Below are 17,160 nucleotides of genomic sequence, written 5' to 3'. Positions count from 1 at the left end.
AAAATCATCTATTTCACTTGTGCTGCTTGCTTTTTTGTTTGTGCCTTTTTACTTTTACTTGCGCTTCTACCTCTCTTACTTGCGACTCCCCATCCCTTCTAAAAAAAGAATGCGTACAAGAAATTCTTGCACGCATTGTAAACTATCTTTATTATTCGTTAGTTAAGTCTTCCCCGTTGGAAGCTATTACTTTTTTATACCAATGAAACGATTTTTTCTTTGCTCTATTTAAAGTGCCGTTTCCTTCATTATCGCGGTCTACGTAGATAAAACCATAGCGTTTTTTCATTTCGCCAGTTCCTGCTGATACCAAATCAATGCATCCCCAGCTTGTGTAGCCAAGCAGATCGACACCGTCTTCGTCGACTGCTTCTTTCATCGCTTGAATATGTGCAGCAAGATACTCAATGCGATAATCGTCTTCTACATATCCAGATTCATCTGGTGTATCGACTGCACCCAGACCATTTTCCACGATGAATAAAGGTTTTTGATAACGATCATATAAATCATTCATCGTGATACGTAAACCTAATGGGTCAATCTGCCATCCCCATTCACTAGATTGAAGATATGGATTTTTAACAGTAGGGAACAAATTGCCCGCCGTTTTTTCCACATCAGAGTCTTCAGCTGCCGCCACACGAGAAGCATAATAAGAGAAAGAGATAAAATCAACTGTGTGATTTTTCAAGACTTCTAAATCTTCTGCGGTCATTTCTACCTCAATGCCTTTTCTCTCTAATTCTTTGAGTGCATAAGCAGGGTAGGCACCTTTTGATTGAACATCAATGAAAAAGTAATTTCCTCTATCCTTTTGCTTTCCTTCCCAAACATCTTCTGGTCGGCAGCTATAAGGATAGTAACTTGCAGCTGCCAGCATGCATCCTATCTTATTCTCTGGATCAATTTCATGGGCGATTCTTGTTGCTTCCGCACTTGCAACCAATTCATGATGGGCAGCTTGGTATTTTACTTGCTCCTCATTTTCTCCTTCTTCAAAACAAAGGCCTGCGCCAAGAAACGGAGCATGCAGGATCATATTAATTTCATTGAAAGTAAGCCAGTATTTAACAAGCCCTTTATAGCGAGTAAATAATACGGTACATAAACGTTTATAAAAATCAATCAGCTTTCGATTTCGCCATCCGCCATACTGCTCAATTAAATGCATCGGGCAATCAAAGTGAGTAATCGTCACTAACGGTTCGATTCCATATTTATGACATTCTTTAAATAGATCTTCATAAAACTGTAGTCCCTCTTCATTTGGCTCCGTTTCATCCCCTTTTGGAAAAATGCGGCTCCATGCAATCGATAATCGGTAAGTTTTAAAGCCCATTTCTCCGAACAAAGCAATATCTTCTTTATAACGATGATACATATCGATTGCTTCTTTTGCAGGATAAAAATAACCTTCCTCAAAAGAATACATCTTCTTTTTACCCGTAATAATACTTCTGCGATCAGGACCAGTTGGAATAACGTCCACATTTGCTAGACCTCTGCCACCTTCATTAAATCCGCCTTCACATTGATTCGCTGCGGTCGCACCGCCCCATAAAAAATCTTTTCTAAATCCCATTGTTTATCCCTCCTATTTCATTACTTTTATTACTTCTTCACCAAAGTGAATAGGACCTTCATTTGCAATTAGAATATCTCCTACTTCTGCTGAATTTGTAATAACAACAGGTGTAATTACCTTATATCCTTTTGCTTTGATTCCCTCTAAATCAAATTGAATCAATTTGTCTCCTATTTGAATTTCTTGTCCTTTCTCAACAAAATATTCATATCCTTCTCCATTCAATTGAACGGTATCAATCCCTACATGAATCAATAGCTCCACTCCGTCTTCACTAGTAATACCAATGGCGTGTTTTGATTCAAATATCGCACTAACTATTCCATTCACAGGGGAAAGCACAGTCCCTTCAGCTGGCTCAATGGCTACACCTTGTCCTAATATTTCCTCAGAAAACATTCCATCATCTACATGTTTTAAGCTGTGTAAATTTCCTTGCAGCGGAGATACGATTGTTGCACCACCGATACTCAAATTAGGAGTTTCCTTTGTTGTTGATTCATTAGCTTCCTCTTTTTCTTCTGCCACAGGGTCTTTGTATAAGATTAATGTCGCAATAAATGTGACAACAATACTAATAGCCGCGCCAATACATGCATAATAGAAGAAACTTAGTGTATTATCTCCAATATAACTAGGTAATGTTAATAGACCAGGTGAACCGCCAGAAAAGTTACGGACTCTACAAATACCCATGAATAGCCCGCCTGCTGCTCCACCAATCATAGCGGCATATAAAGGTGTCTTAAAGCGTAAGTTTACTCCATATAAAGCTGGTTCTGTAATACCAAACAAACCAGTTAGACCAGCAGAATAAGCTAATTGTTTAATTGAACTATCTTTTGACTTAACACCAACTCCAATAGCTGCAGCCCCTTGACTCACGTTCGATGCAAGCATACCTGGATAAATCACGGTATCATAACCAGTTGTCATACGATTGTTAATTCCAATTGGCACCAGACCGTAGTGCGTACCAGTTGCCACAAGTAATGGACTAAATGTACCAACCAATAATGGCACGATCCATGGACTTACAGATTCTAATGCAGTGATTCCGTTTGAGATCGCATCACTGATTAAATAACCGATTGGTCCTAATACTACTAAACTTGCTGTTCCCACTATAAAAATAGTAATCATTGGTTTACTAAAAAACTTAATCGCTTTCGGTGAAACCTTATCTGCAAGTGGTTCAATATAAGACATAAACCAAACGGAAAGAATAATCGGGATAACAGAAGAAGAATACGAAACGGCTGAAATTGGAAGTCCCATTAGTTTAATGGCTTCTCCGCCTTCTTTCGCAATATTAACCATTGCCACAAAGTTAGGATGCAGCAAGATTCCCCCTACCATCATCGCCAAAAATGGATTGGCTTTGAACTTTTGAGCAGATGAAACAGCTAGTAAAATAGGTAAAAAGTAGAAAGCTGCATCTGCCATGAAATTAATAATCTGATAACTTTGGCTTTCTGTTGTTAAAACTTTAAACACTACTAATATAGAAAGCACTGCTTTTAGCATCCCTGCCGCTGTAATTGCTGGCAGAATCGGAGTAAAGATTCCTGTAATCGTATCGATTACCTTTGCAAAAACAGAACGCTTATCTTCTTCCTGGCTTTTCGCTTCATCATTAGCAATATTGGTTTGTGTAATAATTTCTTTATACACATTTCCAACATCACTACCAATAATGACTTGGTATTGTCCACCTTTATTAACTACTCCCATTATTCCTGGCGTACTTTTCAATGTTTTTTCGTCTGGTTTCTGATCGTCCTTTAAATTAAATCGTAACCGTGTAGCACAGTGAGTTAAACTTTTAACATTTTCCTCACCACCAACTTTATCGATAATTACTTTAGCCAAATCTTGATAATTCATCTGGTTTGCCCTCCATTATTTTTATAAGCTAAAAAATATTTGTTGTAGTTGTAGTCTAAAAGGAATAAAAAAATACCTAAATGAAACCTCATAAACAGTAGAGGTTCATTTAGGTATAGCCTGCATTATCAGTAACAATCCTAATCACTGGTTATTCTTTTTATATGAATCGTCAGGTAGATTAACTCATCTTCTTCTAATTCTCTTCCAAATTCTTTCTTAATATACTCTCTAATTTTCAGCGCACAAGCATACTCATCTGTATACTTTTCCTTCAGCATGAAAATAAAACTAGACGTTCCGGCATCATCCAATTTAACACCACTAAACATTCGTTGAAAGAAAAATTTCAAGTGGGTGATAAATCGTTCATAATTAAGGGAATACTCGTCCAAATCAATTTTGAAGTGATACTTTACAATATTAAGGATATTCTGGATAACCTTTGCCATTTCCGATACTTTGCTTACTTGCCCCATATCAAGCTCTGCATTCACGATATGCAAAGCAATAAATCCAGCCTCATCTTCCGGTAAGTCAACACCGAGTCGATTTTTTACAATCGATAACGCTTCTTTCCCAATTAAGAATTCATGATTATAAAATCTTTTAATCTCCCAAAGAAGAGCATTCTTAATTTCCATACCATTCTCATAGCGCTCAATTGCATAACTGATATGATCGGTTAACGTTAAGAAGATGTTTTCGCTTAATTTTTTTCCAAGCGATACTTTTGCAAAGCTGATGATTTCATTTGCCACTTGAATATGTTCCAACGGGATAGAAGAAAGCATTTGGGTTAATTTATTGACGCTCCATTCCTTTGAACTGAGATACATATTCTCAATCTTCGATTCATCAATAGCATCACCAGCTTTTTTCTTAAAGCCAAGTCCTTTACCCATAATGACAACTTCTTGATCATCATCATTCCTAGACAATACAATATTATTATTAATTACTTTCCATACGTTCATAAGATAGTCCCTATTCTTTTATTTTCTTTCACTACAACAAAAAATAGGTATAGCCCACAATAAAGCGGTAACAATCCTTTAAAATCAGTCTATCATAGGTAATTTATACTGTCAATTTGATATTTTTTAAAATTTCGAGACAAGCTGTCTTTGTTTATTCCTAAAATAAAACGGAAAAACTATGTAAGCATTAAAATTTATCCAAAGTATTTGTTGCTATATAATGACACTAATACTTTTAAAAAAGGAGAAAATCATAGATGAATAACAAAGAGCTTTTATCTTCTTTTACCCTACCTAATGGTGTAACCCTTAAAAATCGAGTCGTTATGGCTCCCATGACTAATTTCTCTTCTAATCAAGATGGAACAGTCACAGCAGAAGAAGTCGATTATTATGCCCATCGATCTACTGGAGTTAGCATGGTTATTACTGCTTGTACAAATGTTACGCGTAATGGTCAAGGATTTCCTGGGGAATTTGCTGCCTATAGCGATGAATTTATTCCTAGCTTGACAAAATTAGCTTCTCGTATTAAAGAACAAGGCGCAAAAGCAGTTCTGCAAATTTTCCACGGTGGACGAATGTGCCCTCCTGACTTAGTAAATGGAGATGTCGTGAGTGCTAGTAATATTCCTGCTGAAGGAGAAGGAAATGCTACTCCAAGAGAATTATCAGAAGCTGAAGTCGAAGCTATTATCGATGCTTTCGGAGAAACAACTCGCCGTGCTATTGAAGCTGGTTATGATGGAGTAGAGATTCATGGAGCAAACGGATATCTTATTCAGCAATTTTTCTCTCCTCATTCTAACCGCCGCGAAGATCGCTTTGGTGGAAATCTTGAAAAACGAATGACTTTTCCTTTAGCCATTATTGATAAGGTTAAAAGTGTAGTCGCAAAACATGCTACCTCTCCTTTTATTGTTGGTTATCGTTTTTCTCCTGAGGAGCCTGAAACACCTGGAATTACCATGGGTGATACTCTTGCACTAGTGGATAAACTTGCTGATAAGGGCCTGGATTACTTACATGTTTCTCTTCAGGAATTCCATTCAACACCAAGAAGAGGAGTAGAGGATTTATCCAAAACACGCATTGACTATTTACTGGAAACTATCAATAATCGTGTACCGTTAATTGGCGTTGGCTCTATTTATACTGCAGAGGATGCTCAAAAAGCATTTCAAACAGGAGTATCTTTGCTGGCATTAGGTAGAGGCCTTATTATCGAACCTCATTGGGTACAAAAGCTAGCGGAAGGAAAAGAAGATACCATTGTTACAACCCTAAATAAAGAAAAACAAAAAGAACTTGTCATTCCAGATCCACTCTGGAATGCAATTATCAATGCACCTGGCTGGTTCCCTGGTGTATAAAAAAGAATGCAGCTATATCAAAAGCACCTGCTAAGTAGGTGCTTTTGATGTCTATTTTTTGGAAATCAAAGGATGCATTTGCAACCGTTCTATGAGAAATATAATTTTAGGGACTTCTCCCCTAAAATGACAGGAATGTTTATTCAGTTAAAGTGGGAATATTATTTTCAAACTGATAGATTTTCAAAATGGTTTTCCTCCGCAGCCTCAAAATTCCGTCTCTAATTATTCCATAGATAAATCTTGGATTTTACTAACCTTGTTCTGAAAAATTATAAAGTTACGCAAAATACTTATTACCCGCTATTAAAATAATACCAGGTATACCTACTATTATTCTGCCCAGCATAAAATCAAAATAACTAAAAGCTGCGAATAAGAAGAGAAGAATCCCAATTGTGATGGGGAAGTTAAATTTCCATTCCGAGCGATCCTTCCACTTAAGCCTGTAATAAAAACAGAAAAAGCTACCAACAAGGAAATAAATTTCGATTATAGTCACTCCTAAGGCCTGAAGCCAACCACCATCCTCTCTTTTCAGCTAGTTAGATCAAAGATAAACAACTTCTTATTATCCCTATATGGAATATACTACCACATCATAAAGGATAATAATTAGATGAATTTTCGAAAACCTGCAGTCCTTTTCCTTATATAAAACGAGGGTGGGACAAAAGAATTTTACATAAGAAAAAGCCAAACTATAATACAATAAAACATCGTAATAGTTCGGTTTTTTCTTTTCGCTGATTTATCTTTTTTATAGCTAAAAAACAAGTTCGTTCCATTGCGCTCCAGTCACTCGCTTTCCGCGGGGAGGAAGCTGAGCCTCCTCACTGCGCTGCGGGGTCTCAGCCTTTCCTCTATTTCCCGCAGGAGTCGAGTGTCTTCCACTCCATTTCACTAACCTTATAAAATGGGGCGAGAAACAAAAATAGATTTTATTTATCATTCGTCTAATTCAACAAATGATTATTCAGCTTTAAGCATATCCTTTTTAGTTTTGTCTCAGCCCCGACTAATATATCCATTAAAGAATAATTCTCTTCACTTGTTTTACATAAAAGTAGCGAACGATTAAGAAATAAAGAATCTGTATGAAAGCAAAGCTTCCTAATACCAATGCTGCCTCTCTTGTAATATTAAAATCAAACATATTGGATAGGGCAATAAGTGCGACAGAACCATGGATTAAAGCGACTATAATTGGTGAGAAAAATAAAAGAGCTATTTGTCTGTTGACGACTCTTTTCAACTCCGTCTCCATTAATCCAATTTTAGCAATCGATTGGAATTTGCGCTTTTCTTCCTCTAAATCAGTAAATAATCGGAAGTAAAGGAAGCTTCCTGCCGAAACGAAGAATACAATTCCAATAAATAAGCCAATGAACAGAACAGGGCCAAACGCTTTATTGATTTGATATATAGCATAGTCAACAGAAAAAGCTTTGTAAGATAATTCTTCATCTAACTGTTCCCCAACTGCAAGGACTTTATCTTCTTGTCCTTCTTTTGCTTGCCATACAATACTTGGTTTGCTTTTTATTGGTTCATCCAGCTGTTCATAAATCTTATCATTTACTACATAATAAGCCGATATTTCTGTTAAAACAGCCGCATCTATTACTCGAGAAGGTGTTACTTCTCGACCACTTTTTAAAGGAATGGCCGTTTCCAATAGCTTTTTGCTAGGTTTCTGTCCGCCTTCCTTTAAGACAGCATCACTCTGTTCTACAACAATGGCTTCGTCTTCCTTTGGATGAATTTTCTTCTCACCAATTAGCTCGGCAAAACGATTGTAATCAGATGCTCGCGCAATTAAAACGTTCTTCTTTTCCCCAGCTAGTTTGTAATAATTCAATTGAGTCTCTTCACTACTCACATCAAGCTTTTCATTTTCTATTAACGTATTCATTTTACTCTTATCTTTGGCAATTACTTCTTCACTGTCCTTGTCCAACGGAGAATAAGTAAAAGTATAGCGATTTATTTCTTTTACCCCTTTTGTTATATAGGATTGGAACCCATATAGTGTTCCAATGGCGCTAAAAGCCACTGTTGATATAATCGCCACTAAGAAAAAGGTTCTTGCATTATCTTTCATGCGAAAAGACAAATCGGAAAACAAGAGCATATTTGTTTTTTTCCAAAAAATGGACTTATTCCCTTTTATCTTGCGGATAAAATACACACTCAGTTGAGTAAATAAGAGATAGGTTCCGAGTGTTACTAAGAGAACAACTGGAACCAGCGCGTAAGCAACCAATATTCCCTCTACAGATATTGCAGTAACATATCCTCCAAGTAAAAGCAGCCCTGCTAAAATTGATAGAAATAACGAAGCTTTCGGTTCTCCTTTTGACTTTTTATCCCCTTTGATTAAGTCAATCAACTTATTGGTACGAAGAATAAAGGAAACAAAGATAGAAATAAAGAAAAAGAGAATCAGAAAACTAATAAACGTCACCACAATTGCCAATGTAGGGAAATAAAAATTAAGTGACTCTGTGATAATTAATACATTCTCGGCAATCAAAAGAATTACCTTCGCAAATACTAATCCTGCTAGAATCCCACTCACTGTGGCAAAAAAGCCGATCAGAATATTTTCTAAAAATACTAGAAGGCGAATCTGCCGGTTAGATGCTCCAAGCATCATTAATAAGCCAAATTCCTTCTTTCTTGATTGTAAGAACGAGCTCATAGAATATAAAACAAAAAAGAAAGAAAAGATATAAATAATTCCGCCAGCAACACCCATTCCAAATAGTGCATGACTATTCACGTCGGGACCAGAAAAGGCTGGATGAAATGCAAAGATAGCAAAGGTAAAAAACACCATCACTGTAAACATGCTGCTGAGAAAATAAGCAATATACAGCCGTTTATTGCGGAGTACGTTATTAAACGCGAACTGACGAAAAGTCATTGCCGTCGCCTCCCATCAACGAAAGCATATCGATTATTTTTTGGAAGAATGCTTGTCTACTATCTCCTCGATGTATTTCAGAATGTAGCTTTCCATCACGAATAAAGACTACTCTATCAGAATAACTAGCCGCTTGGGGATCATGTGTTACCATTAATAAACTTGTCTGTTTCCTTTCATTAATCGAGACAAGCATATTCATCACATCTTTTGCTGCTTTTGAATCTAGATTTCCTGTGGGTTCATCTGCCAATAATAGCTTTGGTTCATGAATCATTGCCCTGGCAATCGCGACCCGCTGCGCCTGCCCACCTGAGATTTCATAAGTACGTTTATTCAGAATCGCTGTAATCCCCAATTCCTTAGCAATTTCTTCTGCTTTCCTCTTCATTTCCTTAACAGGAGAGCCATCCAATGTTAATGGTAAAACGATATTTTCTTCCACTGTTAAAGTATGCAATAAATTAAAGTCCTGAAAGATAAAGCCTAATTCATTTCTGCGAAACTTAGCTAGAGCGTTTTTCTTTAGCTTATGAGGCATTTTCCCCTCTATTTCCACAGCACCTGTAGTTGGACCATCATTCGTAGAAATAATATTAAGCAGCGTTGTTTTTCCACTTCCAGATGGCCCCATAATCACCACAAATTCACCTTTGTCAATTTCAAAATTAATATCAGTAAGGGCACGGTAAGCTACCTTTCCTTCGTAAACCTTACTTACGTTTGTAAGTTTAAGCATAATCCTTCTCCTCTCTAACAATTCTAGTAAAAGTATAACCTGTAGAGGATATGGCATACTATCGATTATGCTTTCAGCAAGCTTACATTGATGTAAGGTTTTGTGTATCAGAAAAAATAATCCTAATCGTTGTACCTAGGCCGACCTTTGATTCCAATTCCAGGCGATGCTCTAATCTCTCTGCCACTTCTTTTACTAAATAAAGCCCCATACCGGTAGATTCTCGATATTTGCGGCCATTTTCTCCTGTATAGAATTTATTAAAAATACGCTTCTGATCTACAATCGGTATACCAACACCAAAATCCTGCACCTCCAGAACGGCTTCTCCTGATTGTTCATACAAAGAAATAATGAGATGATTTGCTTTTCCTGCCGAATATTTCACAGCATTATGAACAAGCTGTGTCAGGAGAAAGAATAGCCACTTTTCATCTGTTTCTACTGTAATGCCTTGCTTTTCTTCTTTAAATTGCGGATACACTTCATTGCGAATATAAAAACGCTTATTTTCTTGATTCACCTCATGGATTAACTTAGAAAGAGCAACAGGCTTAATCTGAAAATCTTCTGCAATGGTGCGAAGTCTCGCCATATAAAGAACCGTATTCAGCCCGTTTCGCATTCGGTCTGTCTCTTCCCGGATACTCGATGATTCTGGCTCGTCAAGCGTTTGGGCTGTCAGCTCAATAATCGAGAGAGGTGTCTTCATTTGATGGACCCAGCGATCCATAAATAGAAGATGCTCATCTTGCCTGTCCTCTGCTTTTTGAATTTCTTCTTGGTATAAACGATACTGTACCATTAGCAACTGATCGAGAGCTTCCGAAATTGGTTTTGCTTCCGTCGTCTCCAAAGAACCATCTAATGTTCCGATTGAATGTTCAAGCCTTTGATAAAATTTTCTTCTACTCACATATTGATATAGTAAAAATACTGTTAAAAATACGACTGATAAGAAAATAGCATATAGACATACTCCTTTTCCTCGGTAACCATCCAGCCAAAATATAAACGGAATCAACAGACATTGGATGAGTTGTATGATAATAAATAAAACATGCTCGCGAATAAATAGCTTCATGCTTGTCCCTCTTTCCAAGTCGGCCGCAAACGGTATCCTGCTCCTCTAACTGTTTCCACTGCCTCCTCAATCCCTAGCTCTTGAAATTTTTTCCGCACACGCGTAATATTCACATTCAATGTATTCTCGTCGACATATGCTTCATCATCCCAAAGCTTTGCCAATAAATCTTGCCGGCCAGCAACACGAGGGTAGCGATCAAGTAAGCTTTCGATAATGTCTGTTTCCTTTTTCGTTAATTGCGTTACTTTGTCTTTAAATCGTAATTCAAACCGTTCTGGATATAAGCACAAATCCCCTTCACGAAGAACCCTTTCCTCCTGTTTTAAGGCATATTCCCCATATGCACGGCGGAGCTGGCTTCTAATTTTCGCTATCACAATATCAGGATGAAATGGCTTTGTAATAAAATCATCCCCACCATTTTCAATTGCCATTACTTGATCCATTTCGCCCGTTCTTGCTGAAATAAAAATGACCGGGCAAAGGGATTCTTTGCGAATTTGTCGGCACCAATAGTAACCATCGAAGCTTGGAAGGTTAATGTCTAATAGTATAAGATCTGGTTTCTCCCTTCTAAATGTCGCCATTATGGTTTCAAAATCGATGGCTGTAATTACTTCATATTGATATTTCTTTATGTAGGCGCTGAGATGTTCTGCGATTTTTACATCGTCTTCGATAATCATGATTTTTTGCATCGTTAGTTTCTCCTAGGTCTTGATGATTTAGTTTAAGTTTAATTTAAGAGGAGATTCTGTTCAAGATTAGGTTTGGTAGAAGGGAAAAATTCTCCCTTCACAAAAAAAGAAGCAAAAATGACTTCTGCCTCAAAGCTGATACGCTAAAATCTGCCGGCACCATCAACAATCGCTGCTTCATATTGTTTCTGCACCTATGTCCTCCGTTATTCTTTTTAATCTGCCTTCCTCGACAAAGGTTTTCGAGCATTTTCCTTCGATTGCATGATTCATTATTTGAACATCCTTTGGGAAATAATTTTGAAGAATCTCTCCTAGCCTTCTTGACCTTTACCATCTTCATATTTCTGGACAGTGGAATCCGTCGCAAGCAAAATTCTAATCTGATTTGACCTCATAAAAACGGCTCCCTTCCTTCGATGGTATCATCACCTTTCCTATCTCTTCATTTTTCTATAGTGTAATGGAACATATCCGGTCACTTCCTTAAATACTCTGCCAAAATGGGTAACACTTCCAAAGCCAACTTTCTTGGAAATCAAATTTACTTTCATAGAGGAATTCTCCAATAGCTTCTTTGCCTCTTTAATCCGCACACTGTTCAAGTACTCTACAAAGGTAAACCCAGTTGCCTCTTTAAAAAAACGACTTAAGTAGTATGGACTAATATAGAATTTCTCTGCCACTGATTGGAGCGACAGCTTGTTCATATAATGGCTGTTGAGATAGCGTACAACCTCCGAGATTCTTTCGTGCATCAGGCTCGGCGATTCTATTGGCTGCATGTTGTGTTGCTTAATATGCCGGCAGCAAATAATGAGCATCTGCAGGATCAATGTTTGAGCATAAATTTCACAGCCTGGTCTTTGCTCTTCAATCTCCTCAATAACCTTTTGCGTAAGACTATCTATAGTAAGTAACTCATTCAGCGGACAACTAATAATAAGGTAATCATTCTCAAACAATGGTTGATAAATATCTAGATAAGAAGGACTTATTTGCGCGAGATGTTTTTCATGAATATTAACTATAAATCGCTCATGTTTTGGCTTTTCAGTATTTGTTGTCCGATGGAGGATGTTAGGAGAAATAATGACAATATCTCCTTGATGAATTACTAAGGTTCGATCCTTAATAAAAAATTCCCGTTTGCCAGAGATTAAATAGTAGATTTCAAATGTACTATGGAAATGATTAGTTGGCATATGATGGCTCAATGCTTTTCGCTGAGACACTATGAATGTTTCCTCCGCATTATGAAATAAAATATCTCTCAGTTTATTCCCCTCCCTTTCCCCATTGCCCCTCTTTATTATACGCACTTAAAATTGCAAGATATAAGAAGTTTTTAGACTTTTCGCAAAAAAAGTACATATTTCTGTGCTACCCTAGTCTTATATTTAAGAAGGAGGAATATCTGGATGACATTCTCTGAATCTAGTACTTATGTGAAGGCAAATGAAACTTTAACTCCTATTCAATGGGCGGAGAAGGCTTGCGAAACAATAATGACTAAATTTGAACCTGAACAACTTCCGCCAGAACGATTTCATTATCATCAAGGAGTCTTTTTATCTGGGATGGAGAAATGCTGGAAAGAGACGAAAAAAGATAAGTATTTTTCTTATATTAAGAAATGGGTCGACAGCCATGTTCTCGAAGATGGAAGCGTCACCAAATTAAAAACAGATGAACTGGATGATATGCAGCCAGGTGTGCTTCTTTTCAATCTTTATGAACAAACAGGCGATGAACGATACAAAAAAGCACTTTATCATATTGTTCCCTTATTAAAGACCTTAAAGTGCAATCCCTCTGGCGGTTTCTGGCATAAGGAACATTATCCAAATCAAATGTGGCTGGACGGATTGTATATGGGAGGCCCTATTGCCGTCCAGTTTGCAAAAACCTTCGGAGAAACAGAATACGCTGACATGATCACACACCAAGCACTATTACTGGAGAAACATACGAAGGATCCAGAAACTGGCTTGTTATATCATGGCTGGGATGAAACCAAAGCTGCCGAATGGGCAGATCCCATTACTGGAGCCGCTCCAGAATTTTGGGGCAGAGCAATTGGCTGGGTTCCTGTAGCTCTCTTGGAAATATTAGATTACCTTCCTGAAGACCACAAAGATAAAAAGGCATTGACAAGTATGCTTCAAGACCTGTTAATTGCTTTAACGAAATACCAAGATTCGAAAAGTGGTTTATGGTATCAAGTAATTGATAAAGGACATTTATCCGACAACTGGCTGGAAAACTCTTGCTCCTCTTTGTTTGTTCATGCCATCGCTAAAGCAGTCCGTTTAGGCTATCTAGAAGACAAGTATTTGCCATTTGCTCAGAAAGGCTATCAAGGTGTGATTGATACATTAAAATATGATACAAATGGAAATCTAATCATTGGTAATATCTGCATTGGTACAGGTATTGGGGATTACCACCACTATATTGCCCGTCCTACTAGCGAAAACGATTTACATGGCGCTGGCGCCTTTATTCTGATGTGTGTCGAAATGAACCAGCTTTAGGTCAGTAAGCGACAAGATAAAATGAAGGGGCGATTTTTTTTTCGCGTAAAAAGGCAATACTTCTCCATTGCCCCTTCTCCTTAGTGATAAATCTCCTCTCCTATTTCTTTCAGATACTTTGTATGAAAAAAGCAAAAGCATAGAGTAGCACTGATTATCTTTTGTCTGATTTTTCTCTGAATCAATTAAAATCCTCCCTTGGTGGAAGACCAAACATCCGAGGATAATCTCGACTAAATTGCGATTAACTTTCATAGCTACCCTAAACGCGTTTTAGCAATTTCGGACAAATCAGCTATTAATAAGCGCCTCCCTATGCATTTTTTTAATATTGCGACCTTTGCCATGAGGGATACATAATGGCGTCCCAAAGAGAGGATCTACAGTCACTTCACATTCTAAGTTAAAAACGTCTTTAACCATTTTCGCTGTAATTACTTCTTCCGGTTTTCCCTGCACATAAACAGATCTATCCTTAATTGCAATTAGATTATTGGCATAGCGGCAGGCTAGATTTAAGTCATGAAGAACCATTACAATCGTACGATTTTCTTTTTCATTTAATTCGAATAATAAGTCTAGTACCTCGATTTGGTGGGTCATATCTAGATAGGTTGTCGGTTCATCCAGCAAGATAATATTGGTATTTTGTGCAAGGGTCATTGCAACCCAGGCACGTTGTCTTTGTCCTCCAGATAACGAATCCACTAGACGGTCGCTCAGTGCAGACATACCAGTCGCCTCAAGAGCGTTATGAACGATTTGTTCATCTTCCTCCGACCATTGTCTGTACCATTTTTGATATGGATAACGTCCTTGTTTTACTAATTGCAAAACCGTTAACCCTTCTGGAGCAACAGGGCCTTGCGGAAGAATTGCTAATTGTTTGGCGATTTCTTTGGTGGAGAGCTCAGAAATTTTTTGTGCTTCAATTAAAATCGATCCAGATTGCGGTTTTAATAAACGAGCTAATGAACGTAACAGTGTTGACTTTCCACAGCCATTACTGCCAATAAACACAGTGATTTCTCCTTTAGGAATCTTCATATATAAATCATCTATAATGACTGTATCTCCATAAGATAAGGTCAAGGAATTTGTCTCTAAAAGAACCATTTGTTTAACTTCTCCTTCCTATACTTTTCGCTGCTTATATAAAAGAAAAATGAAATAGGGCGCTCCAATAGCAGCCGTAAATATTCCCGCAGGAACTTCAATTGGAAGGAATAAAGTTCGACCGATTGTATCTGCTATTAGGACCAGAATTGCACCAATTAAAGCAGATAAAGGCAATAACGCACCAAAAGAAGAACCAACTAATTTTCTAGCTATATGAGGTGCCATCAGTCCAACAAAGCCAATTCCACCTGCAAACGCTACAGCCGTTCCAATTAAAGCTGTACTAATGAGTAATAAAAAAAGACGCTGTTGCTGTACTTTAGAACCTAAGCCAATCACTATCTCTTCCCCGAAATCTTGAATATTTAACGTTCTTACCATAATAAAGGATAGTATCAATAATAAAAGAATAATAGGTGCAGCAATCTGAATCTTTTTCCAATCGGCAGTACTAACAGAACCAGTAAGCCAAATATTCGCTTGACTAGCCTGATAAATTGGCCCTAAGATCATGAACAAGTTGGTCAATGCCTTTGTTAACGACCATAAACCAATTCCAACTAGGACGAGACGTACAGGTGAAACACCTTTTTTCCATGCAAGTACATATAGTAGAAATGCTACGAAAGCTGCCCCGATAAAAGCTGCTAAAGGCATCCAATTAATGCTTATCGTTAATGAATGATTCATGTCACTAAATAAAGCCAAAAATAGGACAATAGCTACTGAGGCACCACCTGTAATTCCAATAATATCAGGAGAAGCCAAAGGGTTTCGTACAACAGCTTGTATTATAGCTCCAGCAACTGCTAAACTCATCCCCACCAATATAGCTAAGAGAATTCGCGGCATTCGGAAAGACTGGACAATTAAAGTGTCAAAATCCGAACCTTGCCCAGATAAAATGCTTATGATCTGCCAAGGAGAAATGTAATCTTCTCCAATACCTGCACTTATGAAAAAAGCTACTAGCAGAATGATAAAGAATATAGATGTAAGGAATAATGCTCTACGATCCACTAAAAAGGAAACCTTGTCATTGGCTGTTCTAAGCGATAAATATTTCTTCATGAGGACTTTCCTCCATTTCGTGCTATGTATATAAAGAAAGGGGTGCCAATGATAGCAGTCATTATGCCAACAGGTACTTCTTGGGGCATAATGATAAATCGAGCACCAATATCGGCTAACAATAACAAGATTCCTCCTGTAATTCCGCAAAAAGGTAGTATCCAGCGGTAGTCATTACCGACCAGCCATTTTACTATATGGGGAACAACGATACCAATAAAGCCAATGGGACCAGCTACTGCAACCGACGAGCCCGAAAGCAGGATAACCGAGATGCCAATCAGCAATTTGACAGCACCTGTACGCTGGCCAAGTCCTCTTGCTACATCCTCTCCCATGCTATAAACATTCATTTTATTAGAAATTAAAAATGCTAGCAAAGTTCCGATAATCATATAAGGTAGAACAGAAAATAAAATCTCCAAGCTTCTTCCTTGGACGGAACCAGCCATCCAAAATAAAACTTCTTCTAAGACTGATTCATTCATGACTAAAAATCCATGAGCAAACGAAGAAAACATGGCTGCCATGGCTGCGCCGGCTAGTGTTAATTTTATTGGTGTCAGTCCTTCATTACCTAAAGATCCTAGAAAATAAACAATAAATCCAGCGGCGGCTGCACCTAAAAAGGCAAGCCAAGCAAATGCTTGTAATGAATTAATAGAAAAAAAGAAAAGTCCTATAATGACAAAAAAACTGGCTCCTGAATTAATGCCCAGTATATCCGGAGAAGCCAATGGATTTTTAGTCAGTGCCTGTAATAAAGCCCCTGTAATCGCTAAACTGCTGCCAACGATAGTTCCAATTAATGCTCTAGGAAGGCGAACTTCTTTAATAATAATATGCTCATTCGAACCATTGAACTGCTGAAAAGCTTGTACGGCTGTCTTAAAGCTCGTATCGGCGTAACCTAGTACAATACTAAAAATGAAAATAGTACATAATAATAGTAAACCAATAATAAGCCCAATGATTCTCCTTCTGTTATTCAATAGTAACATGTAGTTTTCCCTCTCTAATAGTTTCTATTTTTAGTTTAGGAGAAGTCATAGGGACTGTCAATGACTATGAGAATCATTTTCAATTAATGATTGACATATTTTTCATTATAAAATATTATCTAATTGTTATTGAAAATCATTATCAAATAAA

At 37.5% G+C, this 17,160-nt stretch carries 13 protein-coding genes; 2 read left to right on the top strand and 11 right to left on the bottom strand.

Annotated elements, in window-relative coordinates; translation table 11 throughout:
* Positions 1-151: 151 nt before the first annotated feature.
* The 3 genes from NX902_RS04925 to licT form a co-directional block, all read right to left on the bottom strand.
* Positions 152-1,585 (bottom strand): 6-phospho-beta-glucosidase, encoded by a 1,434-nt coding sequence (locus NX902_RS04925; protein WP_123258985.1) that lies wholly within the window; start codon positions 1,583-1,585, stop codon positions 152-154.
* A gap of 12 nt (positions 1,586-1,597) precedes the next feature.
* Positions 1,598-3,475: a beta-glucoside-specific PTS transporter subunit IIABC gene (locus tag NX902_RS04920; protein WP_163188462.1), complete on the bottom strand. Its 1,878-nt coding sequence runs from the start codon at positions 3,473-3,475 to the stop codon at positions 1,598-1,600.
* Positions 3,476-3,615: 140 nt separating this feature from the next.
* Positions 3,616-4,452, bottom strand: a complete 837-nt coding sequence (licT, locus tag NX902_RS04915) for a BglG family transcription antiterminator LicT (RefSeq protein WP_095334160.1) — start codon at positions 4,450-4,452, stop codon at positions 3,616-3,618.
* Between the two features lie 260 nt (positions 4,453-4,712).
* On the opposite strand from licT, the gene NX902_RS04910 reads away from it, so the two are divergent.
* Positions 4,713-5,828: an NADH-dependent flavin oxidoreductase gene (locus tag NX902_RS04910; RefSeq protein ID WP_163188464.1), complete on the top strand. Its 1,116-nt coding sequence runs from the start codon at positions 4,713-4,715 to the stop codon at positions 5,826-5,828.
* A 1,030-nt stretch (positions 5,829-6,858) separates the two neighbouring features.
* Here the strand turns inward: NX902_RS04910 and NX902_RS04905 are convergent.
* The 5 genes from NX902_RS04905 to NX902_RS04885 form a co-directional block, all read right to left on the bottom strand.
* Complete coding sequence (locus tag NX902_RS04905) at positions 6,859-8,757, bottom strand: FtsX-like permease family protein (RefSeq protein ID WP_095333589.1); 1,899 nt, start codon at positions 8,755-8,757, stop codon at positions 6,859-6,861.
* Positions 8,732-9,496: an ABC transporter ATP-binding protein gene (locus NX902_RS04900; RefSeq protein WP_095320993.1), complete on the bottom strand. Its 765-nt coding sequence runs from the start codon at positions 9,494-9,496 to the stop codon at positions 8,732-8,734. The genes NX902_RS04905 and NX902_RS04900 overlap by 26 nt, the downstream gene beginning before the upstream one ends.
* Positions 9,497-9,578: 82 nt before the next feature.
* The gene (locus tag NX902_RS04895) at positions 9,579-10,580 is read right to left on the bottom strand and encodes a sensor histidine kinase (RefSeq protein ID WP_123258982.1); all 1,002 of its coding nucleotides are present in this window, start codon (positions 10,578-10,580) and stop codon (positions 9,579-9,581) included.
* The gene (locus NX902_RS04890; RefSeq protein ID WP_341160587.1) at positions 10,577-11,281 is read right to left on the bottom strand and encodes a response regulator transcription factor; all 705 of its coding nucleotides are present in this window, start codon (positions 11,279-11,281) and stop codon (positions 10,577-10,579) included. Before NX902_RS04890 ends, NX902_RS04895 begins: the two co-directional genes overlap by 4 nt.
* Before the next feature lie 437 nt (positions 11,282-11,718).
* On the bottom strand, positions 11,719-12,516 hold the full coding sequence (locus tag NX902_RS04885; RefSeq protein WP_328588023.1) for a helix-turn-helix transcriptional regulator: 798 nt from the start codon (positions 12,514-12,516) through the stop codon (positions 11,719-11,721).
* A 186-nt stretch (positions 12,517-12,702) separates the two neighbouring features.
* Between NX902_RS04885 and NX902_RS04880 the strand changes: the two genes are divergently transcribed.
* Entirely contained in the window at positions 12,703-13,818 is a 1,116-nt protein-coding gene (locus tag NX902_RS04880) for a glycoside hydrolase family 88/105 protein (RefSeq protein ID WP_095333569.1), read from the top strand.
* A 291-nt stretch (positions 13,819-14,109) separates the two neighbouring features.
* On the opposite strand, the gene NX902_RS04875 is transcribed toward NX902_RS04880, so the two are convergent.
* The 3 genes from NX902_RS04875 to NX902_RS04865 are packed head-to-tail and all read right to left on the bottom strand — an operon-like array spanning position 14,110 to position 17,009.
* Positions 14,110-14,934: an ABC transporter ATP-binding protein gene (locus tag NX902_RS04875; RefSeq protein WP_123258978.1), complete on the bottom strand. Its 825-nt coding sequence runs from the start codon at positions 14,932-14,934 to the stop codon at positions 14,110-14,112.
* 18 nt (positions 14,935-14,952) lie between these two features.
* On the bottom strand, positions 14,953-16,008 hold the full coding sequence (locus tag NX902_RS04870) for a FecCD family ABC transporter permease (RefSeq protein ID WP_095333565.1): 1,056 nt from the start codon (positions 16,006-16,008) through the stop codon (positions 14,953-14,955).
* A complete protein-coding gene (locus tag NX902_RS04865) occupies positions 16,005-17,009 on the bottom strand; it encodes a FecCD family ABC transporter permease (RefSeq protein ID WP_341160586.1) in 1,005 nt (334 codons plus the stop codon). The genes NX902_RS04870 and NX902_RS04865 overlap by 4 nt, the downstream gene beginning before the upstream one ends.
* Positions 17,010-17,160 lie beyond the last annotated feature (151 nt).

Origin of the sequence: Niallia sp. FSL W8-0954 (assembly GCF_038005605.1) — a bacterium.
Lineage (GTDB): Bacteria > Bacillota > Bacilli > Bacillales > Cytobacillaceae > Niallia > Niallia circulans_A.
This window is presented reverse-complemented; position numbering and strand designations above follow the sequence as displayed.